Consider the following 24,584-nt stretch of genomic DNA (forward strand, 5'->3'; position numbering starts at 1 on the left):
GATGCGCCCCGGCGCGGCGCCGCGCAAGCCGCGCGCGCCGGGGAGTACTATAGCGAGCCCATGCGATCCCAGACGGACGAGGCCGTGGCCGACGAGCACCTGCGCGCGACGCGGGCGTACTACGACGAGTTCTCCGCGCGCTACGAGGCCCGGCGCGGGGGGCGCGATCGCGGGGGCTACCACGACCTCGTCGACGCGCTCGAGGTCGACTTCGTGCGGCGCTTCGGCGAGGGCCGCGACGTGCTCGAGGTGGGGTGCGGCACCGGGCTCCTGCTCGCGCGGATCGGCGCGTTCGCGCGCTCTGCGCGCGGGGTCGACCTCTCGCCCGGCATGCTCGAGCACGCCCGCGAGCGCGGGCTCGACGTCGTCGAGGGGAGCGCGACCACCCTGCCGTTCGCCGACGAGAGCTTCGACGTCGCCTGCTCGTTCAAGGTGCTCGCCCACGTCGAGGACGTGCGCCGCGCGCTGTCCGAGATGGCGCGCGTGGTGCGGCCCGGCGGGCACGTGATCGCCGAGTTCTACAACCCTCTCAGCCTGCGCGGGCTCGTGAAGAAGCTCGGCCCGGCGGGCGCCATCAGCGACAGGACCCGGGAGAGCGCCGTCTTCACGCGCTTCGACGCGCCGCGCGCCGCCGCGGCCCTGATGCCCGAGAGCGTGCGCGTCGTCGCCTCGCGCGGCGTGCGCATCGTGACGCCGTTCGCGGCCGCGATGCGGGTGCCCGGCCTCGGGCGGCTCCTGCACCGGGCGGAGTGGGCGCTGTGCGACACGCCGCTCGCGCAGCTCGGCGGGTTCTGGATCGCCGCCGCGCAGAAGGCGTGAGCCGCGCGGCGGCCCCGGTCAGAACCGGCCGAGGAGCCCCGCGTAGAGGCCGCCGGGGAGCACCGAGATCGTCGGCGCGGCGCGGAAGCTCGGGGGCGGCGGCACGCGGCGCGTGCGGAAGGAGACCCTCTCCGGGACGAACGTGATCTGCGCGTGGGCGATCCCGGCCGCGACGAGCGTCGCGAACGCCCCGAAGGCCACGCGGTTGACGGCGGCCGCGGTGCCGATCCGGCGGTTCAGCGCGTCGATGTCGACGCTCTGCGCGGGCCTGCCCGGCGTCGAGGGCCTCGGCGTGACGTCGACGTTCTCGTAGCTGGACAGCGCCAGCGCCGACACGATCGAGGTCCCGCCGGCGACGGCCTGGCTGACCAGGAAGAACCAGCCGATCCCCTCGTCGCCGTTCTGGAACTGCCCCACCCCGAAGGGCAGCATCGCGGTCCATCGGGAGTTCCTCTCCACGACCCGCTCGCGCCCGGCGAGGCGGCGGAGCTCGGCGACCCAGCGGCGCTCGTCCTCGCGGCCCCGCTCGATCCGCAGCCGCTCCGCGCGCTGCGCCTCGGCCTTCTGCCGCGTCATCTCCTCGATCCGCGCCCGGATGCGCGCCCGGACCGCGGTGAACCGATCGATGACCTCGGGCTGGAACACCGCCGGGTTTGGCGAGTACACCGGGTTGTCGAGGAGGATCTGCTCGATGTACGCGTCCGCCTCGCCCGTGCGCCGCAGCGCCACGAGCGCCGCGACGGCGAGGCCGCGCGCCCGCTCGACCAGGACCGGATCCGCGATCCGGCACGGCTTGCCCTCCCCCTCGGTCGCGCCGCGCTCGCAGGGCGCGTTCGCGGGGTCGAGCATCGTCGCGAAGCGGCTCACGGCCTCCTCGTAGTGCCCGGCGTCGAAGCGCGTCTTGGCGAGCTCGAACTGCTGCATGTCGTCGGCCCGCGCCGGGCCCGTGAAGAGCAGCGCGAGGGCGCCCGCCGCGGCCGCAACGAGGCGCCGCGGCGCGAGCAGGGCGCGGCGGCTCCCGACCGATGGGAAGCGAGCGCCGGGAGACTTCCCGCCTGGAGTTCGCGCAGCCATGCGGAGGGGTGCGCCGTGATGTAGCGGAGTTTGGCCGGGGATGCTGAGATTTCAGGCGCCGACGCCTTGATTCTGTCGATGCCGTCAGCCGGACGGCCAGGAAACGGTGTTCGATTCGCCGGCCACGAGCGTCACGTTGCCGACGCGCGGCGCCGCGTCCGGCGTCGCGGGCGTGAAGATGCAGCGCCCGCTCCAGGACACGTCGTTCAAGGTCACCGTCTGCGGCGTGCCCGCGTAGCCGATCAGGCCGATCTGCGGACACGCGTACTGCGCGCTCGGCGGCGCGCCGCTCAGGACGACCGTGCTGGGCAGGATCTCCAGCTTGTGCACGATCCGCTGCGGCGCGGTGACGCCGGGCTTGGGCGCGACGACCGAGATGACGCCCGAGTACGACTTGCAGCACCGCGAGCCGGGCACGCTGAGTTGGATGCTGTGCGCGCCGACCTTGAGCGGCGTGACCTTGTTCGCGCCGAACCAGTGGATCTCGACGCCATCGAGCACCACCTTGGCGCCGCTCGGGACGATCTGGAAGACGACGTCGCGGAGCGCCGGGACCTCGCCCTGAGGCGCGGCCGACGGCGCGATCGACGGCGGCTGAGGCCGCCGGCGAGGCCGCGGCGCGCTCGCGAGCTCCGTCGCGCTGGGCGCGACCGCGCGCAGGTTCGGCGGCGGGATCAGGGCCTCGAGGGGCGCCGGCCGCGGCGGCTCGGCCGCGGCCGGCGCGTCCCCCTCCGGCGACGGCGGGGGCTCGCGGAGCGCGCGGGCGACACCGAACGCGGCGACGCCGAGCGCCACCGACCCGAGCGCGACGAGCAGCGCGCGCCGCGCGAGCAGCCTCCGGCTGCGGCTCGCGTTCAGCTTCGCGATCCGCTTGAGGATGCTCAGATCGTTCGGCGCGAGGGCGAGCGCCCGGTTGTAGTCGGCGGCCGCGCCCGGCACGTCGCCGCGCTTGCGGCCGGCCTCCGCGCGCGCCACGAGGCGCGGGACGAGCCGCGCGACGTGCCGCTCGGTGTAACCCGCCGGGTCGGCGAAATAGGCGGCGAGCTCGACGCGGGGCTCCGCGATGCCGAGCTCGGTCAGCTCGGCCCGGATCAGCTCGGCGAGCGCGCGCGGGCCCGCCGCGCGGGCCGCGATGTCGTGCGCCAGGGCGCTCGCGGCGATCCGGCTCCAGCGCGCGCCCACGGCGGGCCGCTCGCGCTCCGCCTCCGGGTAGGCCCCCTCGAGCACCTTGCGGAGCACCTGCGCCGGGTTCTTGCCCTCGAACGGCAGGTGCCCGACGAGGCACTCGTAGAAGAGCACCCCGAGCGCGAAGACGTCGGTGCGCGCGTCGACCTCACCTCCCTCGATCTGCTCCGGCGCCATGTGCGCCGGCGAGCCGAGCACCTGCCCGGTCGACGTGACGCCCTGGGCGTCGAGGATCTTGGCGATGCCGAAGTCGGTGAGCTTGATGACCACGCTCGCGCCGTCCCAGCTGACGCCGGGGCGGTCGGATGGCAGCTCGACGAGCACGTTCTCCGGCTTCACGTCGCGGTGGATGATCCCCGACGCGTGCGCGTGCTCCAGCGCGTCGCAGAGCTCGAGCGCCATGGCGGCGCCGATCTCGGCCGGCAACTCGCGGTGGGAGCCCAGGATCTTGCGCAGCGTGGAGCCGCGGAGCAGCTCGACCACGAGGTAGCGCTCGCGGTCCTGCTCGCTCGAGACGTCGTACACCTCGACGATGCCGGGGTGGCGCAGCTTCGCCGCTGCGCGCGCCTCGGCGACGAAGCGGGTGCCGACCTCCGCGTTCTCGCGGAGGTGCTTGTGAATGATCTTGACTGCGACCTCGCGGCGGAGCCGCGGGTCGCGGGCGCGGTAGACCGTGGCCATGCCGCCATGGCCGATCTCCTCGATCAGCTCGTATTTCTCGAGCTTCGGGAGGCCTTCTGCGCCCGCGTGTCTGGAGAGGGATTCCTGCTCGCCCGTCGAGCCCCTATCGCGGGCGGGCAGGCTCATTCAACAACCTTCACCCGAATCGTGTTGGTCGACCCCGAGACGCCGACAGGAGCACCAAAGATGGTGACGAGCTTGTCGCCCGGCGAGACGACGCCGTTCGCAAGCAGTTGACCGGTGGCGCGCTCGACCATCTCATCCGAGTTCCGGAGCGCGTCGACGGGGAACGGCACCACGCCCCAGAGCAGCGCGAGCCGCCGGCGCGTCGTGTCGTTCGGCGAGAAGGCGACGATCGGCACCACGGGGCGCGCCTTCGACGCGTACCGCGCGGTGAGGCCGCTCTCGGTGAACGCGATGATGAGCTTCGCCCCGATGTCCCGCGCGATGTCGCACGCGGCGCGCGCGGTCGCCTCGGGGACGTTCGCGCGCTGGCCGGGCTGCTCGCTCGAGAGATAGCGGTAGAACGAGCTCTGCTCGGCCTCGGTGACGATGCGGGCCATCATCCGCACGACGAGCGGCGGGTGCGCGCCGGTCGCGGTCTCCTGCGAGAGCATGACCGCGTCGGTGCCCTCGAAGACGGCCGTCGCCACGTCGCTCGCCTCGGCGCGCGTCGGGCGCGTCGCGGTCACCATCGACTGGAGCATCTCCGTGGCGACGATGACCGGCTTCTGGTGCACGCGGGCGAGACCGAGGATCTCGCGCTGGATGATCGGCACCCGCTCCGGGTTGAACTCCACGCCGAGATCGCCGCGCGCCACCATGACCCCGTCCGAGGCGAGGATGATCGACTCGAGGTTGTCGATGGCGCCCGGCGTCTCGATCTTGGACACGATCGGCGTCGGGCGGCCCCAGGCGTCGCAGATGTCGCGGACGTGCCGGACCTCGTCCGCGTTGCGCACGAACGAGAGGGCGACGTAATCGACCCCCTGCGCGAGGCCGAAGCTCAGGTCGGCCTTGTCCTTCTCGGTGAGGGCCGAGATGCGCACGCGCCTGGCGGGCAGGTGGACGCCGACGCGATCGCGCAAGCGTCCGCCCTGCGTCACGCCGGCGTGGACGCGCTCGCCGTCGACCTTGGTGACGGTGACCACGACACGGCCGTCGTCGATCAGGACGACGTCGCCCGGCTGCAGGTCGGAGGCGAGCCCCTCGTAGAGGATCGGGATCTCGCCCGGCGTGGCGACGGGGCTGTCCCTGTTCGCCTCGACCAGTGTGACAGAAGCCCCGTCAGCCACCTCGAAGGTGTTGCCGGGGAAGCGACCGGCTCGGATCTTCGGGCCGCAGAGATCCTGCAGGATCGCCACTGGCTTTCCGCAGGCCTCCGCAGCCGCGCGGACCGTGGCAATTGCCTTGCCGTGATCCTCATGCGAGCCGTGAGAGAAGTTGAGTCGAGCGACATCCATACCGGCGCGGATCAACTGCTCCAGCGTCGTTTGAGAGTCACACGAAGGACCAATGGTACAGACGATTTTCGCTCTGCGTACGAGCACGGGCGGAGCATGCCACGAGCAGGGGTCGCGACACTACCCTGATTGTGAAGGAGCCATGCTGACTTCACCGGATTCCAACAAACCGGCCGGGGCGACGGGCCCGGACACCGCGCGCGCGTCGACGCAGCCGCCGAGCGCGCCGGCCCGCGGGCGGGCAGCGATCGCCGCGCGAGGCCGCGGATCGCTGAAAAACAGGTGATTTTTGTGAGGAGCGTGAGCGTCGGGGAGGCCGGCGCGCGCCGCAGCGCGGCATGGCCTCCCCGTGTGGGGTCGCGTGACTAGGAGCGTCGCTCGCGGCGCTCGCGCGGCGGTCCGCCTCGATCGCGATCCATGCCGGGTCGCGATCCGCGGTCGCCGCCGCGCCCTCCGCCCGGACCATCGCGTCGCGGCGGCGGGCCGGCGTCGCGCGCCTGCGCCATGCGCTCGCGCGCCCGATCGCCCTCCTCGCCCTCCGGCAGCGGCAACAGCTCGCGCCGGCTCAGCCGGATCTTGCCGTCGCGATCGACGCTCAGCACCTTCACGTCGATCGAGTCGCCCTCCTTGAGGACGTCCTCGACGCGCTCGACGCGCGTGTGGGCCATCTCCGAGATGTGCAGCAGGCCGTCGGTGTTCGGGAGGATCTCGACGAAGGCGCCGAAGTCGGTGATGCGCTTGACCGTCCCCGGGTAGGTCGCCCCGACCTCGGGCTCGGCCGTCAGCCCCTTGATGATGTCGAGCGCCCTCTTCACCGCGTCGGAGTCGGCCGACGCGACGTTCACCGTGCCGTCGTCCTCGACGTCGATCGCGACGCCGGTCTGGTCGACGATGCCCTTGATGGTCTTGCCGCCGGGGCCGATGATGAGCCGGATCTGGTCGGGCTTCACGCGCACCGTGGTGATCCGCGGCGCGTACTGGCTGAGCTCGGGCCGCGTGGTCGCCAGCGTCTCGAGCATCTTGTTCAGGATGTGGATCCGCCCCTCGCGCGCCTGATCCAGCGCCTGCATCAGGATGTGCCGGCTCAGGCCGGCGATCTTGATGTCCATCTGGATCGCGGTCACGCCGCGCGCCGTGCCGCAGACCTTGAAGTCCATGTCGCCGAGGTGGTCCTCGTCGCCGAGGATGTCCGAGAGCACCGCGTAGCGCTGGCCCTCCATGATGAGCCCCATCGCGATGCCGGCGACCGGCGACTTGATCGGCACGCCCGCGTCCATCAGCGAGAGGCACCCGCCGCAGACCGCCGCCATCGACGACGAGCCGTTCGACTCGAGCGTCTCCGACACGATCCGGATCGTGTAGGGGAACTGATCCGGCGCCGGGATCATCCGCAGGAGCGCGCGCTCGGCGAGCGCGCCGTGGCCGATCTCGCGCCGGCCGGGGCCGCGCATCGGCTTCGTCTCGCCGGTCGAGAAGGGCGGGAAGTTGTAGTGGAGGTAGAAGCGCTTCCACGTCTCCCCCATCAGGCCGTCGATCTTCTGCTCGTCGGTCGAGGTGCCGAGCGTCGTCGTGACGATCGCCTGCGTCTCGCCGCGCTGGAACAGGGCGCTGCCGTGCACGCGCGGGAGCAGGCCCACCTCGCTCATGATCGGCCGGATGCTCTTGCCGTCGCGCCCGTCGATGCGCCGGCCCTCCTCGATGACGTAGGTGCGGACGACGTGCGCCTTGCGCTCCTCGAACTCGGCCTTCACGAGCCCTTGGATGGGCAGGAGCTTGTCGGCGCCGAGCTCGGCGGCCAGGGTCTCGGTCATCCGCTTCTTGAGCGAGCTGTAGCCCTCGTAGCGCGCCTTCTTGTCGGTCACCCGCGTCGCGGCCTTGAGATCGCCGTCGACGAGCTCGGCGACGCGCCGCTTGATCTCCGCCGGGAGCTGAGGGGCGACGAACTCGCGCTTCGGTTTGCCCACCGCGGCGCGCATCTTCTCGATGAGATCGATGACCGGCTGCGCCGTCTCGTGCGCGAACATCAGCGCGTCGATGATCTCGGCCTCGGTCGCCTCCGCGGCGCCGCCCTCGACCATCACGATCGCGTCGCGCGAGCACGCGACGACGAGATCGATGTCGCACTTCTCGATATCGGCGGCCGTCGGGTACGCGACGAACTCGCCCTCGAGCCGGCCCACGCGCACGCCGACGATCGGCCCCTCCCAGGGGACGTCCGAGATGTGCAGCGCGGCGCTCGCGCCCGTCAGGGCGAGGACGTCCGCCTTGTTCTGCTTGTCGCTGGAGAGGACCGTGGCGATGATCTGCGTGTCCCGCTTGAAGCCCTCCGGGAAGAGCGGGCGGAGCGGGCGATCCATGAGGCGGCACGTGAGGATCTCCTCCTCGCGCTGGCGCGCCTCGCGCTTGAAGAACCCGCCGGGGATCTTGCCGGCGGCGTACGTCTTCTCGACGAACTCGCAGGTGAGGGGGAAGAAGTCGAGGCCCGGCCGCTCGTCCTGCGAGACAACGGTCACGAGCACCATGGTGTCGCCGTAGGTGACGAGCACGGCCCCGTGGGCCTGCTTCGCCAGGCGGCCGGTCTCGAGGGTGAGGGCACGGCCGCCCACCATGACGGATTCACGAACAAACATTGGGATTTCAGCTCTCTCTCGCGATCGCGAGGGCCGCTGCGTGCGGCGCTACGCCGAGCGCGAGGGGCTGCTCTTCTTCCTCGGTCCCTGCGCAGGAGCCGAGCTGCTGCGCACGAAGCGAAGACGAAGACGCGCGGAGCCCGCGCTCGGAAACGGCGAGGCCTATCCCCCCGCCGGTCCGTGGTCAATGAATGACCTCCTTAGAGCGTTCGCTCTTCTCTCGCCAGCGCAAAAAGCAGGCGTTCAGGGGGGCGTGCCGCAACCCCCCGAACGGAAGGGACCGGAACGCCGGCCCGTCGTTCGTGGCGCGTCGATGGATCGATGGATCGCGGAGGGAGCGTGGAGTGGAAGGGAGCTGCGCGGCAGAACGGACCACCCCGGCGGGCTGTCGCCAGGGCTCGTCGCCTGCTCGCTGGTCACGTGAGGTCACGCGGGTCGAGCGCCTCGCTCGGGCGTGCCACGCGGGCGCTCGAGGCGCCGCGGATCGCGCCGGCGGGCCGGCGCGATCTGCCCAGAAATCCGCTACTTGCGGAGGTTGAGGCGGCCGATGAGGTTGCGGTAGCGCTCGATGTCGATGCGCTTGAGGTAGTCGAGCTGCCGGCGGCGCTGGCTCACCAGCTTCAGCAGACCCCGGCGGGAGTGGTGGTCCTTCTGGTGCGTGCGGAAGTGATCCTGCAGCTGGTTGATCCGCTCGCTGAGGAGCGCGATCTGGACCTCGGGGGACCCGGTGTCACCCTCGTGAACCGCGTACTTCTGAATGATATCCGTCTTCTGAATCGAGTGCAGCATGGCTGGCTCTCCATGGCCCTTCCGGTGCGCTACCGAGCGTCCGGGCCGGGGCGTCTTACAACGCCGGCGACTGGCCAAGCGACGCCTGAAGGCGAGCCCCGCGCCCGTAGCGGCGGGAGCCCACGAAGTTCAGGCCAGTGAGCTGAGGAGCGCGCGAGTATACGCAGACGCCTCGGTCCGTCAACGCGGTCGACACGGGCGCGCGATTTGTCACCCCCTGAACGGCCGATTGGCTACCCTCGGTCCGCGATGCCCGGCACCCTCCGGCCCCCTGACGACGCTCCCCGACTGCAGTCGGACCCTTCCCGACCCCAGTCGGACCCACGCGGCTCCCGACCGCAGTCGGACGTACGGGGCTCGCAGTCGGACCTTCATATCGCGAACGCGATGACGAGCCTGTCTACCTCCGCCACCGCGCTCCCGGCCTCCGGGAGCGACAACGCGACCCCCAAGGTCTGCCCCACCTGCGGGGTGCGCTACCCGGCCGAGTTCAGGGTCTGCCCGCGCGACGCCGCGACGCTCGACGAGTCGGAGGACGACGCGCTCCGCGACGACCTCGTCGGCAAGACGATCAACGAGACGTACACGGTCGTGCGCGTCGTCGGCGAGGGCGGCATGGGGCGCGTCTACGAGGCGCGCCACACCCGGATCTCGAGCAAGCGCTTCGCCATCAAGATGCTGCACCCGGAGTTCGCGCGGCAGCCGCAGGTGATCTCGCGGTTCCAGCGCGAGGCCGAGGCCGCCGCCGCGGTGCAGAGCCCGTACGTCGTCACCGTCTTCGACGTCCACCGCACCGCGGAGGGGCGGCCGTTCCTCGTCAACGAGTTCCTCGAAGGCAGGGAGCTCGCCGACTACCTCAATGAGGTCGGCAAGATGAAGATCGGCCCCGCCGTGCGCATCGTCCGGCAGATCTGCAAGGCGCTCACCGCCGCCCACGCGAAGGGCGTGGTGCACCGCGACATGAAGCCGGAGAACGTGTTCCTCACCGGCGACCTCACGATGCCCACCGCCAAGGTGATCGACTTCGGCATCTCCAAGGTCGACGACGCGCCGGGCGCCGCGCTCACGCAGACGGGCATGATCATGGGCACGCCGTCGTACATGGCCCCGGAGCAGGCCCGCGGCGAGCGCGTCGATCACCGGGCGGACATCTACGCCGTCGGCGCGATCCTCTACTGTGCCCTCACCGGCAGCCGGCCGTTCGACCGCAACGACCCGACCGCGACGCTGACCGCGGTGCTCACCGAGGACCCGCCGCGCCCGCGCTCGCTCGAGCCGAGCATCCCCGAGCCGCTGGAGATGATCATCCAGCGGGCCATGGCGAAGGAGCCCATCCATCGCTACCAGACGATGGAGGAGCTCGACGCGGAGCTCGCGCTCTACGACAGCAACGAGACCGAGCCGAAGGAGATGAGCTCCCCCGGCATCCAGTCCGGGCCGCGCAACTCGCTGCCATCGGCGCCGCGCGTCGCGCCGACGATGACGATGCAGCTCCGCCAGGCGCAGCAGGTGAGCATGGCGAGGCCGCTCATCCTGCTGCTGTCGGTGCTCGGCATCTTCTGGATCGCCGGCGGCCTCATCACGCTGGTCACCGCGATCATCCGCCTCTCGCGCGGCGGCACCGTGACCGACAACCTGACGGGCCTCGAGGCGGTCCTGCTCGCGTCCGGCATCGGCTTCGCGCTGATCACCCCCGCGCTGATCGGCGCGCGCCACGTGCGCCGGAGCGTGTGGAACAACAGCATGAGGGCGGTCGATCTGGCCGACAACCTCCGCCGGCCGATCGTCGTCGGGCTGTGCGCTTACGGCTTCGCGTCGCTGCTCGTGCGGGTCGTCGAGGCCGTCGTCCTCCGGCGCGCGGCCGGCGTCGCGTGGCCCATGTGGGACGTCGTGCTGTTCGCGATCGGCGCGGTCGGCGCCGCCGGCGCGTACCTGCTGCTCCGCAGCGAGAGCCGCTAGCGCCAGCGAGCGCCGCCAGCGCCAGCGAGCGCCGCCAGCGCCAGCGAGCGCCGCCAGCGCCAGCGAGCGCCGCCAGCGTCAGCGAGAGCCGCCAGCGTCAGCGAGAGCCGAAGACGCCGCGGCTAACCGCGCCGCCCGTCGAGCCAGGCCTGGAGCAGCAGCGCCGCCGCCGCCCCGTCGACGCGCTCCTTGCTCTTTCGTCCCGAGACGCCCCCGTCGCGCAGCCGCCGCGCCGCCTCGACCGTCGTCAGCCGCTCGTCGACGAGCTCCACCTCGACGCCGGCCGCGTCGGCCAGCACCTGCGCGAAGGCCACCGCCCGCCGCGCGGCGGGCCCCTCGGCCCCGTTCATCTCGAGCGGCAGCCCCACCACGAACCGCGTGATCCCTTCGTCCCGGGCGAGCGCCGCGAGGGCCGTCAGGAGCGCCTTCCGGTTCCGCCCGTCGAGCAGCGGCCGCGGGTGCGCGTAGAGCCCGAGCTCGTCGGTCACGGCCACGCCGACGCGGGCCTTCCCAAGATCGATCGCCGCAGCGCGCGTCTTCGCCTTCGCCATGCTTCTCGGAGAGAGCACATAGCCCCCGGACGGTGAGGCGGCGAGACCCAACGTACCGGGAAGCATCCGACCGGCTTGACCCGCTCGCCAGCACCGACCATAAGCGCCGCGCGATGGAACTGCGTGCGGTACGGGGGATGAACGACATCCTCCCCGAAGAGGTGGAGCGCTGGCACAAGCTCGAGGGGGCCTTCCGCCTCCACGCGGAGCTCCACGGTTATGCCGAGGTGCGCACGCCGCTGATCGAGCCGACGGAGCTCTTCCGGCACCAGATGGGCGAGACGACGGACGTGGTCGAGAAGGAGATGTACTCCTTCGAGCGCCACGGCGATCAGCTCACCGTTCGCCCCGAGGGCACGGCGGGCGCCGCGCGCGCGTACGTCGAGCACGCGGTGCACGCCAAGGAGCCGGTCACCCGCTGGTACTACCTCGGGGCGATGTTCCGCGGCGAGCGGCCGGCCAAGGGGCGCTACCGCCAGTTCTACCAGGCCGGCTGCGAGCTCTTCGGCGATCCCGGACCGCTCTGCGACGCCGAGACGATCGACCTCGTCGCGGGCTTCCTGCAGCGCATCGGCGTCGACGACTTCGTCGTCCACGTGAACTCGCTCGGCAGCGCGGGCACGCGCGAGCGCTACCGCGAGGCGCTGCTCGCCCACTTCACGCCGCGCAAGGGCGAGCTCAGCGAGGACTCGCAGCGCCGCCTCGAGAAGAACCCCCTGCGCATCCTCGACTCGAAGGACCCGCGCGACCACGAGGTGGCGCGCGACGCCCCGTCGATCATCGACCTGCTCGACGACGCGGACCGGACCCACTGGGAGGGCGTGCTGCGCTGCCTCGACGTGCTCGGCGTGCGCTACGTCATCGACCGGTCGCTCGTGCGGGGGCTCGACTACTACACGCGCACGCTCTTCGAGGTGAAGGCGACCTCGAGCGATCTCGGCGCCCAGAGCACGCTCGCGGGCGGCGGTCGCTACGACAACATGGTCGCCGGGCTCGGCGGGCCGAGCGTGCCGGCGATCGGCTTCGCGATGGGGATGGAGCGGCTGCTCACGGTGATGCCCGACGCCCCCTCGCGCCGCAGGCCCGGCTGCTTCCTCGCCCCGCTCGGCCAGGCTGGCGCGGACCGGGCGCTCGTCCTGGCGAAGCAGCTGCGCGCGCTCGGCGTCTCGGTCGAGCTGGACGGACGCGGCGGGCGGCTCAAGGCGATGATCCGGCGCGCGGACGCCCTCGGCGCGCGGCTCTGCGTGATCCTGGGCGACTCGGAGGTCGAGCGCGGCGTCATCCAGATCAAGGATCTCGTGGCGCACGTGCAGGAGGAGATCCCGCTCGAAGGGGCGGCGCGCGTGCTCGCGGATCGGGCCCTCGAGGCTTCACCCATCGGCCAGCGGGGAGCGCGTTGACCTCCGAGGCGATGGGAGCACCGGGCTGCTCGCGAAGGGCGCGCGGCGCTCCGGCGGGCGAGGAACAGGGCCGGGCGCGGCGCGCGGGCGCGGCGCTCTCGCTCGCCGCCGCGCTCGCCGCGCTCGCCGCGCCGTCCGTCGCGGCGGCGCAGGTCGGCTTCGGCCAGCCCGGCATGAGCCCGCCCCCCTCGAGCTCGCCGCAGCCGCCGCCCGGCACGCCGGAGACGCACGCGGCGCCGACCGCCGAGGAGAGCCCGATCCAGACCCAGGAGCCGACCCTGCCGGAGGACCCGCTGGCCGTGCCGCCGTCGGTCAAGAAGCAGATCGGCACGAACGACCCCGGCGAGTGGGAGGTCGGGCGCGCCGAGGAGATCCAGCGCGACTGGTACGGGCTCTATTACGGCGAGCGGAGCGGCAGCTACCAGTTCCGGACGCTCTTCCCCCTGTGGGCGGAGCGCAAGATGCCCGGCGACCGCGCCACGATGGTGACGCCGCTCTACTACAACCGCCGGAGCAAGGACGTCGACGCCGACGTCCTCTTCCCGTTCTTCTGGAAGCTGCGGGACCAGAACACCTACACGACGATCGTCGGCCCGTTCATGCACCGCGAGTCCGAGGGCCGCCCCGCGAGCCCCGGCCGCAAGGCGGAGCCGGGCCGGCACGACAACTGGCTCGCGCCGCTCTTCTTCGAGGGCAAGAGCGACGATGGGAGCGGCTACCTCCACATCCCTCCCCTGCTCACCTTCACGCACCACACCGCGCGGAGCGGCTTCAACCTGGTCGGCCCCCTCTTCTGCAGCTGGAAGGGCGGCCCCGCGTGCGACGCGCGCTCGGCCGACAAGATCGATCTCGGCCTGGCCCCGCTCTACTTCTACGGTCGTGACGAGACCAGCGAGTACGAGGTCATCCCGCCGCTCCTGCACTACTACCATTACAGCGACGTCGGAGACCGCTCGACGAACATCTGGGGTCCCTTGATGTGGCAGCACTCGCGCAAGGGCGACGTGTTCAACATCATGCCCTTCTACTGGCACAGCTGGGGCAAGAACCACGATCGAACCACGCTGTTCCCGTTCTTCCATTACGGATACGAGGGCAACTCGAACCTGCTCGTCACACCGCTCTTCGTGAAGGCGCGCGGCGAGGAGGGGCAGAGCACCTTCGCGACCTGGGGCTACGCTCGCTATCGAGGGCGGACGGAGCTCGACATGATCACGCCGCTCTTCTGGCAATACAGGGATCCGGACATCGATCTCGAGCGGACGTTCCTGCTCCCGTTCTATTACCGGAACACCTCGCCGCGCAGCGATGATCTCGTCCTCTTCCCGTTCTATGGCCGCTTCAAGCGCCACGGGTTGAGCGACACCACGTGGCTCACACCGCTGGTCCGGCACACGCAGGATCTCACCGGCTGGGAGACGGACATCTACCCGTTCTTCTACTCGGGTCGAAACCGCAACTCCACGCACCTCGTGGTCGCGCCGTTCCTCTGGGACTTCGCGTCGCCGACGTCGCGCACGACGGTGGCCCTGCCGTTCTTCTTCCGGTTCGCGGACCAGAACTCGGTGACGCAGGTCGCGCTCAACACGGTCTACCTCGAGCAGCGGGTGCGCACCGGCAAGGAGTGGGAGTTCCATTTCTTCCCCGTGTTCTCGTACGGCGAGACGCCGCAGGGGCACTGGTGGAACGTCCTGTACGGGCTCGCCGGGTACACGCGCAAGGGCACGATGTCGAAGATGCGCGCCCTCTACGTCCCGATCCAGCTGAGCCAGTGAGCCGGGCGGCCACCGCGCCGGCCGCGCTCGCGGGCCAGTACGGCCGGCGCGCGCGCGGCCATGGACATCGCCGCGGAGCTCGGCAATCGTGGGCGAGGTCGCGATGAGCACCCCCGCGCGCGAAGCGCCCTCCCCCCGTGTCGAGCTCCTGAGCCTCGGCGGAGCGCCGCCGCCCCCGGAGCTCGGCGCCGACCTGCGCCGGCTCCTGGAGCTGCCCGAGGGCGCGCGGCAGCGCCTCTGGGAGGCGCTCGGGCCCAGCCTCGGCGAGCCGGTGCCCACCGCCGTGGAGCGGCTCCTCGACGCGTTCTGCCGCCGGCACGAGGTCGACGCCGAGGCGCTCGCGCGCGTGCTCAAGGCGTGCCGCTTCCTCGTCCGCGAGGCGAGCAAGCGCGACCTCGACCGCGCCGCCCTTGCGGTCGACCTCGCCGCGCTCGCGCCCGGCGAGCGCGCCGAGGAGCTCCAGGCCCTCCTGCTCGCCGGCTACGACCAGGCCAGGGCGGTCGTGCGGCGGGAGATCGTGCGCGGCGCGCTGCTCGACCACGGCAAGCTGCTCACCGGCGTCGACTGGCGCATCGACACGATCGCGGCCGCGAGCCGCGGGGCGAAGATCGCGTCGCCCGTCGTCCTGCTCACGCTGAGCTACCAGGAGGGCGAGCACCGCTCCCGGATCACCCTCCAGGCCACCCCCGACATGCTGCGGGAGCTCCAGCAGCTCTGCGCGCAGATCCTCGGCTGACCGCGCGCGTCACCGCGACTTGCCGGCGCGCTCGAACGCGTCGCGCGCTCGCAGCACCTCGGCGCGATGTCCCTGCGCCCACATCGCGAGCACGCTGACCGGATCGAGGAGCGTTCGCCCGAGCTTCGTGAGGGCGTACTCCACCTGCGGCGGGTTCGTGGGGTAGACCGTGCGCTTCACGAGCCCGTCGCGCTCGAGGCCCCGCAGCGTGGATGTGAGCATGCGCTGCGAGATGCCGTCGATCGCGCGCTTCAGCTCGTTGAAGCGCTTGGTGCCGTCGCCGAGCAGCACGACGACCAGGACGCTCCATTTGTCGCCGACACGGTTCAATATCTCGCGCGTCGCGATGCAGTCGGCGTCGAAGCCGCCGGAGAGCTTGCCGTTCCCAAGTAACTTCAAAGTGCCTCCTTCTCGTCGTTCGCGGCGGTGCGTAACGTCGCCCGGGTCACCCATAGTAAGAGGAAAGTATGACGACCGAGAGCACGGAACGCGAACTCCCCCACCAGCCCTCGAACGGGCTGCACATCGGCCTCTTGATCGTCCAGGGATTGTTGGCGCTGACCTTCGTCGGCGGGGGCCTCTGGAAGCTGAACACGCCCATTCCGGAGCTCGCGGAGAGGATGCCGTGGATGGGACAGGTGTCGCCGGGCTTTCTCTACGTCACCGCCGCCTTCGACATCCTGGGCGGGCTCGGTGTCCTGCTGCCCTCCGCCACGCGCATCAAGCCCGTGCTTGCGGTGCTGGCCGCGCTCGGCTGCGTCGCGCTGATGGTGGGCGCGATCGTATTCCACGTCACACGCGGGGAGGCGGCGAACACGCCGTTCAACTTCCTGATGGTCGCGCTCTCACTGTTCGTCGCGTGGGGCCGCCGGTCGAAGGCGCCGATCGCCCCCCGCGTCAGGGCTAGGGCCACAAGGAGAACGTACCCCCGAGCTCGACGCCGAACGTCATCGGCTGGACCCACGGCCCGTAGCTTTCCAAGGTCGCGGGGAGCCGGCAGCAGGTAGTCCGTGGCGTTCAGGTATTGATGCACCTCACCGCCGAAGAAGTTCACGCTCGCCACGTTGGCGTCTCGGGCGGCCGTTGGATTCAGGCTCCCGGGCTCCGCCACGACGGCGCGGCCCACTCGCTCGGGGTAGCGCTGGAGGAAATAGGTCGCGTACGCGCCGCCCCAGGAAATGCCTATCAAGTGGACGGGAGCGTCGGGGCTCCAGAGCTCAGCTCGAGGTCGAATCGCCACGGCCGGCCCGATGGCCCCCTCGCCATCTCCGAACTGGGGCCTCACCGGGACGCCGGAGCGCCCCAGCCGCCGTGGAATCTTGCAGTTTCGCGACTATCTTCATGGGTGTTCCCTGCGCGGGGGAACTTTTCCTGCGAGCGCGGGTCGTCTGCTCGTGCACCCGCTCCACGCGCAGGTTCCCACCGAGAGCATTTCCCGTCCGCCCGCGCCCCATGGGCCCGACGTGCCCTGTGCGGCCGCGCTCCCGTCCACGGACAGGATCCCCAGCCTGCTCTTCGTGGATCCGCCCGCGCGGACCGATCTCGACGAGCTGCGACAGTCCCTCTCGTTCGCGTTCACCAGCGGCGTCTCCGGCGGGCTCTTCGGCCAGGCGCTCGATCGGGCGCCCATCGCGCCCTCCACGTGGGATCCGAAGAACTTCGCGCCGGACCTGTTCCTGGAGGAGTTCGTGGCCCGGTGCTTCCGCGTCCGCGTCGGGGGGCACGAGGCCGTCGTCAACCGAGGGTTCATCCTCCGCGTCCTCTCCCGGCCTCCGAGCGACCCGCGCGTGACCGAGCTCCGGAGGGGGATCCTCCACGAGCTCTCGGGCTCACCCACGTTTCGCAGGCAGATCGAGAAGCTCTACACGGCCTCGTGCCGATTGCGGGGCGCGCTCGAGGGCGCGGTGGCAGGGAAGAAGTTCGATCCGACGCGGCGGCAGCTCGACGTGCTCGCGATCGTCAAAGAGGTCTTCGACCTGATGAGCGCGTCGTTCGAGGGCGCTCGTTCGGGCCTCTCCCGGCTGCGCGATTTCGGCCAGGCGGTGCAGGCGACCGAGGGATATCGATCGATGGCCGATCTCCTCGATTATGACGAGCACCTCGCGACGCTCCGCCTGGACATCCGCGTCGGCGCCGACGGCCGCATCCGCGGCTTCGACGTCGTGACCGTCCGGGAGCGGCAGGAGAACCCGTTCGTCCTGTCGCCGGTGCGGCGCTGGCTCGCGAAGCTCGAGATGTTCTTCCGCGGGTACAGCTTTGGCGACGGAGAGGTCATGGCGAGGCTCATCGACGCGGTGTTCGAGGGCATCGAGGATCAGGTCGTCAAGCTGGTCCCGCTCGTCGGAGAGATGGAGGTCTACCTGGGAGCGCTCGGCTTCCGGGATCTCACCGAGGCGGCGGGGCTCGAGGTCAGCCTGCCGGAGCTCCGGTCCGTCGCGGAGGGCGAGCGCGTGCTTCTCGGCCTCTTCAATCCGCTCCTCGTCGCCAACGGAGGCAAGGCGGTGCCGTGCGACGTCGTGACCGATCGGGCCGACACGACGCTCCTTGTCACGGGGCCGAATTCGGGCGGAAAGACTCGCCTGCTCCAGTCGGTGGCGCTGGCGCAGCTCCTCGCGCAGGCAGGCATGTTCGTGCCGGCGCGCAGGGCGAGCGTCGTCTGCGTCCCGGGGCTCGTTGTGTCGCTCATCCAGGAGACGAAGTTCGATCAGAGCGAGGGGCGGCTCGGCATGGAGCTCCTCCGGATCCGGGCGCTCTTCGAGGAGCTCGGCCCGGGAGCGATGGTGATCCTCGACGAGCTCTGCTCGGGGACGAACCCGTCCGAGGGTGAGGAGATCTTCGAGCTCGTCGTCACGCTGCTCGCGAAGCTCCGCCCGCAGGCGTTCATCACCACGCACTTCCTGACGTTCGCGGCGCGGCTCGAGCGGGAGAAGGCGATCAGGAACCTCCGGTTCGTCCAGGTGGAGCTCGACGCGGCGCAGAAGCCCACGTACCAGTTCATCGTCGGCGTGGCCGCGACCTCGCTCGCGGCCCAGGCCGCGGCTCGGCTCGGCGTGACCCGCGGCGAGCTCGATGGCCTCATCGATCGCAACCTGCTCGCCTCCCGAGCGCTCTCCAGGGAGAGCTGACGTGGCGACGTTCCTCACGACGGAGCGGATGAACCCCGCGCTCAGCGCGCGCGTGGAGCGGGCCGTCAGCCACCGGGCGCGCGCACGCCATCACGCGGCTCGAGCCGGGATCAACGGGACGTTCGCGAGCGGGCAGCCGCTCGGGCGCGCACGGCTGCTCACGCTGCTGACGGCGGTGGTCATCGGACTCCTCGCGATCGCGATGTACGTCCACGATCGCCGCACCGTCGAGGCCGAACGGCGCGCCCTGCTGACCGTGCTCGACGAGCGCCGCGCGGGGCTCCCCGCGGGCTACGAGAGCTTCGTCGAGGCGACGGATCGCTGGATCGGCGAGGCCGCGAGCGACGGGGATCCCGCCGACGTCGTCGACCCCTCGCTCCGCGCTCCGGGGGCTCTCGACGCCCTGCTCCGCCGGCCCGCGGTGTACGTGCGCGCTCCTCGCGCCGAGCTGCGCGACGCTCGCAGGATCGACGACGCCGCGCGCGGATCCGACAAGGATGCGTTCCTCCTGTGCCTCCTGAAGCCCCCGCCCTCCCCCTCGGAGCGCGATCGGCTCACGAAGGTGCGAGGCGTGTATTTCGGCGGGACAAAGGTCGACGAGGACACCGCGAACGTCCGCCGGCTGGTCGAGGCGCGGCTCGGCCTCGCGGTGCTCGGCCCCGCGTTCGAGGGCTCGGTGCGCGCGGCCCGCGAGCTCTCGGCGCTGAAGAGGCTCCGCAAGGCGCTGGAGGAGTCCCCGATCGAGCTGGCGAAGAAGGCGGCGGGCGCGGAGATCCTGATCGTCGTGGTCGAAAGCCCGATCGAGACCAAGACGTTCGTGAGCTCGGCGCGCGTCTCGATCGTGGATCTTGCGGCGAAGAAGGTTCTTTTGCGCGTGGGCCGGCGGGTCGACGAGCCAGGGCTCTCGCCGATGGGCGTGCTCCATCGCGAGCAGATCGAGGGTTGCGGCCTCGCCTTGGCGGTGCGGCGCAGCGTCGAGGAGCTGTAGAATCGCTCTACGCTGTCCACGACGATGCGCGTCAGCGCGCAGCGCACCCTCCTGGAGGAGCTGTAGAATCGCTCTACGCTGTCCACGACGATGCGCGTCAGCGCGCAGCGCACCCTTCTGGGCGAGCCTCCGCCTCCTCAGCGGGTGTCCGCGCGCGCCTCCCACTTCATCGAGCCAGCGATCTGCCTCGTGGTGACGTTGACGCGATTGAAGCAGTTGGTCAGCGCGATGTGCAGGATCAGCGCCGCGAGCGCCGGTTCGTCGTAATGCCTCGCGGCCTCCTCCCAGACGTCGTCGGGCACCGGATCCGCGCGATCGCTGAGCCTCGTCGCGGCCTCGGCGAGCGCCAGCGCGGCGCGCTCCGCGTCGGTGAAATAGGGCGCCTCGCGCCAGGCCGCCACGACGAACAGGCGCTCGTCGGTCTCGCCCGCCTTCCTGAGCTCGCGCGCGCCCATGTCGACGCAGGGGCTGCACCCGTTGATCTGGCTCGCCCGCAGGTGAACGAGCTCGAGCGTCCGCGCCGGCACGCCGCTCTTCTTCACCGCGCCGATCAGGGCGTAGATGGGCTGCATGATGTCGGGGATGAGCATCGCGGGGTTCGTCATCCGTGCTTTCAGCATGAGCGTGATCCTCTCGAGGGGTTCGGGTGTGCTCGCCAACCGTGACGGGGCGCTGAACGTCCGTTCGCGTCGTCACATCGGCTAGGGTTCGTTCGTCACAGCCATGACGAAGCGCGACGAGGGAGTGTGACCGATGGATGAAAATCGTTGGCTGGCGGAGCGGTTCGAGGGCCACCGGGCCCACCTGCGGGCGGTGGCGTACCGGATGCTCGGCTCCCTCGGCGAGGCGGAGGACGCCGTGCAGGAGTCCTGGCTCCACCTGAGCCGCGCCGACACGAGCGGCGTCGAGAACCTGGGCGGATGGCTGACGACGGTCGTGGCGCGGGTGTGCCTCGACATGCTGCGCGCGCGCAAGGCGCGGCGCGAGGAGCCCATGGCCGCGCCCGACCCCGCCGCGGACCGCGAGGCCGGGACCGACCCCGAGCGCGAGGCGGTGCTGGCCGACTCCGTCGGCCTCGCGCTGCTCGTCGTGCTCGACACGCTGACCCCCGCCGAGCGGCTCGCGTTCGTGCTGCACGACCTGTTCGCGGTACCCTTCGAGGAGGTCGCCTCCATCGTGGGCCGCTCCCCGGCCGCGGCGAGGCAGCTCGCGAGCCGCGCCCGCCGCCGCGTGCAGGGAGCGCCCGCGTCTCCGGACGCCGACGTCGGCCGCCAGCGCGAGGTCGTCGACGCCTTCCTCGCGGCCCTGCGCGGCGGCGACTTCGACGCGCTCGTGGCGATCCTCGATCCGGACGTCGTGATCCGCGCCGACGCCACGGCCGCGCCGCCGGCCGGGAACGAGGTCCGCGGCGCGCGCGCCTGGGCCAAGCAGGCGATCTCCGGCGCGCGCGGCGCCAAGCTTGCCCGCCCTGCCCTCGTGGACGGCACGGTGGGCGTCGTCGTGGCCCCGCACGGGCGGCTCTTCCGGGTGCTCCGCTTCACGCTCGCGCAGGGGAAAATCGCCCGGATCGACGTCATGGGCGACCCCGAGCAGCTCCGCGATCTCGACCTGTCGGTCCTCGACGACGGACCGCACCCGGAGACCTGGACAAGCCCTGTGTGAAGCGCGCTCCTCGGAGACGTGCTCGCCCGCATCCTGCTCCTGATCGGAGCGCTCGCGCTCGCAGCCATTGCACCGGAGCCGCGCGATGCCCCAGCAGAGCAGCCCGCAATCGAGGGACGTCCGTGAGCTGCAGCGCCAGCTACGAGCCCAAGGAGGCTCATGAGCACCGTGCCCGCTGCCCTTGCCCTGACCGCGCTCGCGCTCTGCGTGGCCGCCTGCGGGTCCGCGTCCACCGCCGGCACCGACGACGGCGACGGCGATCCCGCCGTGAGCGCGAAGCGGGACGGCTTCTGCAACATCGCCATCAAGTGCGCGCCGGGCTATCACTCGGTGGACACCGACGGCGACGGCTGCAACGACACCTGCGAGCCGGACTGCAACATCGCCATCAAGTGCGCGCCGGGCTATCACTCGGTGGACGCCGACGGCGACGGCTGCAACGACACCTGCGAGCCGGACTGATCTGCAACCGCAAGGCTCCTGAGAGATCGCCTCACCGGGACGATCCTCCACATGAAATGACCCTCGCCACCTCTCGCCGCGGAGGACGAGGGGCGTGGCAGGGTCGGGCGTGATCCAGATCTTCGGCACGGCGAAGTGCAAGACGACCTCGGCGCCGATGGCGGCTCGCGCCCTCGACGTGGAGGCTCTCGCCGCCATCCGCCCGGCGAGGCGTGCCCCGCCTCTCTGGACCAGAGGCCACGGCCAGACGATAACGCCGACTTCCGCAGCGCGAGGCGCCCTGGTGAGGCCGCCCAACGGGCGATCTCACGCCTGGCCCGGCGCTTGCTAACACTGCTAACACCAGCGATGACGCGGCGATGAACCCCGTCAACGACGGCTGCGGGAGGTACTTGAGCGCCGCAAGCGGCCTCGCCCGGGTGCCATCTTGCGGTTCACCCAGGTGCGCTGTCACCGAGAGCGTAGTTGCTCGTGGATAGCGATCCAGCCTCGATGAGGATTTCGCCGCGCGGGACAGCTCCGCCCGGCGAATTGCGGATGAACCGAGCGGGACGCGTCGAGCGCGCGACAGATCCGCTTGTTTGAGCTCGTTTTTGAGCGGAAGAGAGGACATTCAATCATGAGATCAAGTTCCAGCACTCTGTTGTCAAGGGTCACGGCCGGTCTCGCGCTCATCGCGCTGGCGAGCGGGGCGTGCGTCAGCGTCGAGCCGGGCGAAGAGGACGATGCCAATCTCGCTGCGTCGCCTCAGGCCGCCACGACGTCGGGACTGCCGCCCTCGACCGTGGCGGTGGACAGCGGGCTGCGTCCACCGCGCGGCGCGCTGCCCGGCATGGAGTCGAGGCGCGCGACAGCGCGGCCGACCGCGCTCGTGGTCGACGGCCACGGGACCGGCGCGGAGTTCGTGGCGGATGAGCTCCTCATCACGAGCGCTGACCGGGCTGCAGTGGACGCCTTCGCGGCGCGCTGGGGTGGCGCGGTTGTACACTCCGTCCCCTTGCGCGCGCTTGGCGTGACGGACGGGCGGACGACGCACCTCGTCCGCATCGACTCCCGGCGCGCGGACTCCGCGCGGCTCCCCCAGCACCTCGCCAGGCTCAGCCCAGGAGTCCGTTCGGATCTGCGCGTGTCGAGCCCCGCCGGCATCGCCACCTTGACCGCCGCCGCGGAGGCCGCGATCGAGGGCGTGAACGTCGGGATCAACTGGATCGCCGAGGGAGCGGGCTTCGACGATGGGGTCCTCACCGAGGCGCCGACTGGCACCAACGGCAACCCCGGTGGAGCAACCTACTCGCCGAACCCGTTCACCTGGGATTACCTTCGCAGCGGCGGCCCGACGGACATCGGCGTGACCGAGGCATGGCGCTTCCTGTCGCTGACCGGCAAGCTCGGCAACAAGGTGCGCGTCGGCGTGATGGACGGCGGGTTCAACTGGGCCGGCAATGCGGACATGCCCCCGGACGGCATCGCGGCCTCCGTGGTGCCCTTCGGAGCTCCCGCCGAGGTCTCGAACGACATGACGTGCGGCGGCAACCCCTGCCCGTGGCACGGAACGCAGGTCGCGCACGTGCTCACCGGCGTGGCGGACAACGGGGTTGGCACCGCGGGCGTCGCTGGCCCTGTGGGTCAGCTCGTCACCATCCGCACGTGGGGCGATTACGTCACCATGATCAGCGGCATTTCGATCGCGGCCTCGCAGGGAGTTCGGGTGTTGAACATGAGCCTCAGCGTCCCGGTCCCGGCCATCTTCGCGTGGACCGTCGCGCCGTTCGAGGCCACCACGGCCGCCGCGAGGGCCGCCGGCATGCTGATCTTCGCCGCGGCGGGCAACACGGGCGCCTCGCCCGGCGACCAGCAGAACGTCGACGACGAGGACTGCTTCCTCGGCATGTGCTGGGAGTCCACCTTGCGCACGCCTTGCGAGAACACGGGTGTCACGTGCGTCGGCGGCATCGCGAGCAACCGGACGCGACACAGCGGCTCCAACTTCGGCGCCAAGCAGGTGCTGACGTACGCGCCGTTCACGACCTTCGCTGGCCCGAATCCGGCGAACACGACCAACAGCGCGCAACCGTTCAGCGGCACGAGCGCCGCGTCGCCCTACGCTGCAGGCGTGGCGGCGCTGATCTGGGCCGCCGATCCGACGCTCAGCGCCAACGAGGTGATGGATATCCTGCGCACGACCGCCGACACGTTCAGCTTCGGGGACGCGCGCATCGTCGACGCGAGCGACGCCGTGAAGACGGTCCTGGGCAACATCCCGCCCGCCGTGGAGATCCTGAGCCCCGCGAACAACGCGAGCGTGCTGCACGGCACGGACCTCACGCTCTCGGCGCTGGCTGACGATGTCGAGGACGGCCCTGCGTGCTGCACGGTCCAATGGTCGAGCAGCCTGATGGGCTCGCTCGGCGGGGGCGCAACGCGGGAGGTGTTCCTCACCGAGGGCAGCCACACGATCACGGCCACTGCGATCGACTCGAACGGCGCCTCGACGACCACCTCGATCGTTGTGCACTCGGGGAACTCGCCGCCGGTGCCGGAGATCCAGCAGCCCACGGCCGGCAGCACCATCACCCAGAACGTGTTGACCACCCTTCAGGGCCGCGCGTTCGATGCCAATCTGGGGCTCGAGATGTTCCTGCCGTGCAGCAGCCTGCAGTGGAGCTCGCCGCAATTCCCGGGCTGGGCGCCCATCGGCTGCGCCGTCGCAAGGACGTTCCCGAACGTCGGGCCGGTGACGCTGAAGCTGAAGGCGACCGACGACAGCGGCGCGATCGGCACGGTCACGCGCACGGTCAACGTGGTGGCGCCGCCGCTCAACGCGCCGCCGAACGTGTACCTGTCCAACATCGTGAATGGCAACGGGATCGACTACCATGTCCCGAAGTTCATCAGCGGCGGCGCCGTCGACCCTGACGGCGGCAGCATCGTGTCGTACCGCTGGACGGTGATTCACGACGGGGTGGAGACCGAGATCCACGGCCCAGCGGCGACGCCCGGGTTCAGCTGGACCCCCTCGGCGCACCTGCCCACGCATTGCGGCGGCTACTCGGTGCAGCTCCGGCTGTACGCCACCGACTCGCAAGGTCAGGTCGGCTTCACCACGATCACCATCTACGTCTTCCAGCCAGTCTGCTGAGCTGCCCCGGCGCGAGTTGAGTTCGCCTCCGACGTCGAGGCGGTCCATCCGATGCGTGGATGGCGCGCGACAACGTTCCTCGCGTCGCTCCCTACCACGCTCGCAAATGGGTCGCGCGCCAGCGGGTGGCCCCTGCCGTTGACGCC

General features: G+C 71.0%; 19 protein-coding genes and 1 pseudogene. 11 read left to right on the top strand and 9 right to left on the bottom strand.

Annotated features, from left to right (window positions below):
- The first annotated feature begins 60 nt into the window (after positions 1-60).
- Positions 61-819 (top strand): class I SAM-dependent methyltransferase, encoded by a 759-nt coding sequence (locus WMF36_RS24180; protein WP_437573099.1) that lies wholly within the window; start codon positions 61-63, stop codon positions 817-819.
- A gap of 18 nt (positions 820-837) precedes the next feature.
- On the opposite strand, the gene WMF36_RS24185 is transcribed toward WMF36_RS24180, so the two are convergent.
- From WMF36_RS24185 to rpsO, 5 genes are all read right to left on the bottom strand, one after another.
- On the bottom strand, positions 838-1,893 hold the full coding sequence (locus tag WMF36_RS24185; RefSeq protein WP_437573100.1) for a hypothetical protein: 1,056 nt from the start codon (positions 1,891-1,893) through the stop codon (positions 838-840).
- Positions 1,894-1,977: 84 nt separating this feature from the next.
- Entirely contained in the window at positions 1,978-3,885 is a 1,908-nt protein-coding gene (locus WMF36_RS24190; RefSeq protein ID WP_437573101.1) for a serine/threonine-protein kinase, read from the bottom strand.
- Entirely contained in the window at positions 3,882-5,309 is a 1,428-nt protein-coding gene (pyk, locus tag WMF36_RS24195; RefSeq protein ID WP_437573102.1) for a pyruvate kinase, read from the bottom strand. The genes WMF36_RS24190 and pyk overlap by 4 nt, the downstream gene beginning before the upstream one ends.
- Positions 5,310-5,587: 278 nt before the next feature.
- Positions 5,588-7,852 (bottom strand): polyribonucleotide nucleotidyltransferase, encoded by a 2,265-nt coding sequence (gene pnp / locus WMF36_RS24200; protein WP_437573103.1) that lies wholly within the window; start codon positions 7,850-7,852, stop codon positions 5,588-5,590.
- A gap of 522 nt (positions 7,853-8,374) precedes the next feature.
- On the bottom strand, positions 8,375-8,641 hold the full coding sequence (gene rpsO / locus WMF36_RS24205) for a 30S ribosomal protein S15 (protein WP_437573104.1): 267 nt from the start codon (positions 8,639-8,641) through the stop codon (positions 8,375-8,377).
- A 387-nt stretch (positions 8,642-9,028) separates the two neighbouring features.
- Between rpsO and WMF36_RS24210 the strand changes: the two genes are divergently transcribed.
- Positions 9,029-10,600, top strand: a complete 1,572-nt coding sequence (locus WMF36_RS24210; protein WP_437573105.1) for a serine/threonine-protein kinase — start codon at positions 9,029-9,031, stop codon at positions 10,598-10,600.
- A 122-nt stretch (positions 10,601-10,722) separates the two neighbouring features.
- On the opposite strand, the gene ruvX is transcribed toward WMF36_RS24210, so the two are convergent.
- Entirely contained in the window at positions 10,723-11,151 is a 429-nt protein-coding gene (gene ruvX, locus WMF36_RS24215) for a Holliday junction resolvase RuvX (RefSeq protein ID WP_437475727.1), read from the bottom strand.
- Positions 11,152-11,264: 113 nt separating this feature from the next.
- On the opposite strand from ruvX, the gene hisS reads away from it, so the two are divergent.
- From hisS to WMF36_RS24230, 3 genes are all read left to right on the top strand, one after another.
- Positions 11,265-12,551 (top strand): histidine--tRNA ligase, encoded by a 1,287-nt coding sequence (gene hisS / locus WMF36_RS24220; RefSeq protein ID WP_437573106.1) that lies wholly within the window; start codon positions 11,265-11,267, stop codon positions 12,549-12,551.
- Complete coding sequence (locus tag WMF36_RS24225) at positions 12,548-14,326, top strand: hypothetical protein (RefSeq protein ID WP_437573107.1); 1,779 nt, start codon at positions 12,548-12,550, stop codon at positions 14,324-14,326. Before hisS ends, WMF36_RS24225 begins: the two co-directional genes overlap by 4 nt.
- A gap of 103 nt (positions 14,327-14,429) precedes the next feature.
- Positions 14,430-15,062, top strand: a complete 633-nt coding sequence (locus WMF36_RS24230; protein ID WP_437573108.1) for a COMM domain-containing protein — start codon at positions 14,430-14,432, stop codon at positions 15,060-15,062.
- A gap of 9 nt (positions 15,063-15,071) precedes the next feature.
- Here WMF36_RS24230 and WMF36_RS24235 read toward each other — a convergent pair whose 3' ends face one another.
- The gene (locus WMF36_RS24235) at positions 15,072-15,461 is read right to left on the bottom strand and encodes a winged helix-turn-helix transcriptional regulator (protein ID WP_437573109.1); all 390 of its coding nucleotides are present in this window, start codon (positions 15,459-15,461) and stop codon (positions 15,072-15,074) included.
- A gap of 68 nt (positions 15,462-15,529) precedes the next feature.
- Between WMF36_RS24235 and WMF36_RS24240 the strand changes: the two genes are divergently transcribed.
- On the top strand, positions 15,530-16,069 hold the full coding sequence (locus tag WMF36_RS24240) for a DoxX family protein (RefSeq protein ID WP_437573110.1): 540 nt from the start codon (positions 15,530-15,532) through the stop codon (positions 16,067-16,069).
- Between the two features lie 38 nt (positions 16,070-16,107).
- Here WMF36_RS24240 and WMF36_RS24245 read toward each other — a convergent pair.
- Positions 16,108-16,347, bottom strand: a pseudogene (locus tag WMF36_RS24245) (alpha/beta fold hydrolase); the annotation flags it as partial.
- Positions 16,348-16,525: 178 nt separating this feature from the next.
- Here WMF36_RS24245 and WMF36_RS24250 point away from each other — a divergent pair.
- A complete protein-coding gene (locus WMF36_RS24250; RefSeq protein ID WP_437573111.1) occupies positions 16,526-18,187 on the top strand; it encodes a MutS-related protein in 1,662 nt (553 codons plus the stop codon).
- 1 nt (position 18,188) lies between these two features.
- Positions 18,189-19,175 carry a hypothetical protein gene (locus WMF36_RS24255; protein WP_437573112.1) on the top strand — a complete coding sequence of 329 codons (987 nt, stop codon included), beginning with the start codon at positions 18,189-18,191 and terminating at the stop codon, positions 19,173-19,175.
- A 137-nt stretch (positions 19,176-19,312) separates the two neighbouring features.
- Here WMF36_RS24255 and WMF36_RS24260 read toward each other — a convergent pair whose 3' ends face one another.
- Positions 19,313-19,792, bottom strand: a complete 480-nt coding sequence (locus WMF36_RS24260) for a carboxymuconolactone decarboxylase family protein (RefSeq protein ID WP_437581952.1) — start codon at positions 19,790-19,792, stop codon at positions 19,313-19,315.
- 136 nt (positions 19,793-19,928) lie between these two features.
- Between WMF36_RS24260 and WMF36_RS24265 the strand changes: the two genes are divergently transcribed.
- The 3 genes from WMF36_RS24265 to WMF36_RS24275 all read left to right on the top strand — a co-directional run bounded on the left by WMF36_RS24265 (position 19,929) and on the right by WMF36_RS24275 (position 24,438).
- Entirely contained in the window at positions 19,929-20,837 is a 909-nt protein-coding gene (locus WMF36_RS24265) for a sigma-70 family RNA polymerase sigma factor (RefSeq protein WP_437573113.1), read from the top strand.
- Positions 20,838-20,996: 159 nt separating this feature from the next.
- Positions 20,997-21,299 carry a hypothetical protein gene (locus WMF36_RS24270; RefSeq protein ID WP_437573114.1) on the top strand — a complete coding sequence of 101 codons (303 nt, stop codon included), beginning with the start codon at positions 20,997-20,999 and terminating at the stop codon, positions 21,297-21,299.
- 619 nt (positions 21,300-21,918) lie between these two features.
- Complete coding sequence (locus WMF36_RS24275) at positions 21,919-24,438, top strand: S8 family peptidase (protein ID WP_437573115.1); 2,520 nt, start codon at positions 21,919-21,921, stop codon at positions 24,436-24,438.
- Positions 24,439-24,584 lie beyond the last annotated feature (146 nt).

The sequence above is a fragment of the Sorangium sp. So ce887 genome (assembly GCF_051521455.1).
Taxonomy (GTDB): domain Bacteria; phylum Myxococcota_A; class Polyangia; order Polyangiales; family Polyangiaceae; genus Sorangium.

Excerpts from the sequence above, each read along its gene's own strand:
- WMF36_RS24180 (WP_437573099.1), top strand. The coding sequence starts at position 61 with ATGCGATCCCAGACGGACGAGGCCGTGGCCGACGAGCACCTGCGCGCG.
- WMF36_RS24185 (WP_437573100.1), bottom strand. The coding sequence starts at position 1,893 with ATGGCTGCGCGAACTCCAGGCGGGAAGTCTCCCGGCGCTCGCTTCCCA.
- WMF36_RS24190 (WP_437573101.1), bottom strand. The coding sequence starts at position 3,885 with ATGAGCCTGCCCGCCCGCGATAGGGGCTCGACGGGCGAGCAGGAATCC.
- pnp (WP_437573103.1), bottom strand. The coding sequence starts at position 7,852 with ATGTTTGTTCGTGAATCCGTCATGGTGGGCGGCCGTGCCCTCACCCTC.
- rpsO (WP_437573104.1), bottom strand. The coding sequence starts at position 8,641 with ATGCTGCACTCGATTCAGAAGACGGATATCATTCAGAAGTACGCGGTT.
- WMF36_RS24210 (WP_437573105.1), top strand. The coding sequence starts at position 9,029 with ATGACGAGCCTGTCTACCTCCGCCACCGCGCTCCCGGCCTCCGGGAGC.
- ruvX (WP_437475727.1), bottom strand. The coding sequence starts at position 11,151 with ATGGCGAAGGCGAAGACGCGCGCTGCGGCGATCGATCTTGGGAAGGCC.
- hisS (WP_437573106.1), top strand. The coding sequence starts at position 11,265 with ATGGAACTGCGTGCGGTACGGGGGATGAACGACATCCTCCCCGAAGAG.
- WMF36_RS24230 (WP_437573108.1), top strand. The coding sequence starts at position 14,430 with ATGAGCACCCCCGCGCGCGAAGCGCCCTCCCCCCGTGTCGAGCTCCTG.
- WMF36_RS24240 (WP_437573110.1), top strand. The coding sequence starts at position 15,530 with ATGACGACCGAGAGCACGGAACGCGAACTCCCCCACCAGCCCTCGAAC.
- WMF36_RS24265 (WP_437573113.1), top strand. The coding sequence starts at position 19,929 with ATGGATGAAAATCGTTGGCTGGCGGAGCGGTTCGAGGGCCACCGGGCC.
- WMF36_RS24270 (WP_437573114.1), top strand. The coding sequence starts at position 20,997 with ATGAGCACCGTGCCCGCTGCCCTTGCCCTGACCGCGCTCGCGCTCTGC.
- WMF36_RS24275 (WP_437573115.1), top strand. The coding sequence starts at position 21,919 with ATGAGATCAAGTTCCAGCACTCTGTTGTCAAGGGTCACGGCCGGTCTC.